The sequence below is a fragment of the Nocardiopsis lucentensis DSM 44048 genome, assembly GCF_000341125.1.
Classification (GTDB): domain Bacteria; phylum Actinomycetota; class Actinomycetes; order Streptosporangiales; family Streptosporangiaceae; genus Nocardiopsis; species Nocardiopsis lucentensis.
In genome coordinates this window covers 1-1,620 of record NZ_ANBC01000936.1, presented here as the reverse complement: position 1 = coordinate 1,620, position 1,620 = coordinate 1, and the positions used below count along the sequence as shown (strand labels likewise).

The following is a 1,620-nucleotide window of genomic DNA, read 5'->3' as shown; positions in this document are numbered from 1 at the left end:
CCGGCGGCGCGGCGGCGCTCGGCCAGGGCGTCCAGCGCGGCGTTGGCCGCGGCGTAGGCTCCCTGGCCGCCGTTGCCCCAGACCCCGGTGACGGAGGAGAAGAGGACGAAGGCGTCCAGGTCCGGCAGATCCTCGGTGAGCTCGTGCAGCAGCGTCGCCCCGAGGGCCTTCGGACGGTGCACGGCGTCGAAGCTCTCCGCCGACAACGTATCGATCAGGGCGTCATCCAACACCCCGGCACTGTGGAAGACGGCGTTCGGGGGGTGGGCGGCGATCAGTGCGCCGAGCTCCGAGCGGTCGGCCACGTCGCAGGCGGCATGGATGACCTCGCAGCCGTGGCCCCGCAGCTCCTCGGCCAGTTCCGCCGCGCCGGGGGCGTTCGCGCCCCGACGGCCGGTCAGGACGAGGCGTTCGGCCCCCTCGGCGGCCAGCCTGCGAGCCAGACGCCGCCCGATGGCTCCCATGCCTCCGGTGATCAGCACCGTGCCGGACGGCCGCCAGGGGGCGGCGTTCGTCGGTGCCATCCGGGCCGTCCTGCGCCCGTAGACACCTGAGGGCCGGATCGCCACCTGGTCCTCGTCCCCACCGCCGAGCACGGTGACCGCGCGGGCGAGGTCCCGCGGGCCGGGCCGCTCGGGGAGGTCGATCAGACCACCCCAGACGTCGGGCAGCTCGAGGGCGGCGACACGGCCGAAAGCCCACAGCTGGGCCCCCTCGTCCTGGGGGCTCTCACCGGGGGAGACCGCGACGGCCTCCCTGGTCAGCGCCCATACCCGGGTGCTCTGGGGGGACACGTCGGTGATCGCCTGGATGAGGGAGATCGACGTCGTGACCGTGTCCAGGGACTCCGCCAGACCGACCAGTGAGACGACGGATACGGCGTGGTCGTCGTCGGTGCCCAGGTGAGGGGAGAGGACCTGGGCGAACTCGTCGCGCTCTGTACCGAGCGGAACGTCGACCCGGTCGACGGAACCGCCACGCTCGGACAGGGCGTGCGTGACCTCATCGACGATCGAGGCGTCGAGATCGGAGGGGACGACGAGCAGGTGGTGGCCGGAGAGCGTCGGAGCCGTGACTTCGGGGAGTGGTTTCCAGGTGGTGCGGTAGCGCCAGGTGTCGGGTCCGGTGGTGGGCGTGGGTGTGGGTGTGTGGGTGGGTTGGGGGGTGAGCCAGTGGTGTTGGTGTTGGAAGGGGTAGGTGGGCAGGGGGGTGGTGTGGCCGGTGGGGGTGAGGTGGGTCCAGTTCAGGGGGGTGCCGTGGGTCCAGGTGGTGGCCAGGGAGGTGAGTAGGCGGGTGGGGGTGTCGTCGTCTCTGCGCAGGGTGCCGGTGGTGTGGGCTGTCAGGTCGTGGGTTTCGGCGGTGTGTTCGATGGGGTGGGTGAGGACGGGGTGGGCGCTGGCCTCGATGAAGCGGGTGTGGCCTTGGCGGAGGAGGGTGGTGACCGTCGAGGTGAATTGCACGGTCTGGCGCAGGTTGCGGTACCAGTACCCGGCGTCGAAGGAGGGTTCCGGTTCCACGGTGGAGTGGAACGGGATGCGCGGGGCCTTGGGGGTGATGTCGGCCAGGGCGGTGGTCAGCTCATCCTGGATGTGTTCGACGTGGCTGGTGTGGGAGGCGTAG

Annotated in this window: 1 protein-coding gene; it reads right to left on the bottom strand. The window is 71.4% G+C overall.

Annotated features, from left to right (window positions below; translation table 11 throughout):
• A partial coding sequence (locus D471_RS0132085) for an SDR family NAD(P)-dependent oxidoreductase (RefSeq protein ID WP_026128283.1) occupies window positions 1-1,620 on the bottom strand: 1,620 nt, incomplete at both ends.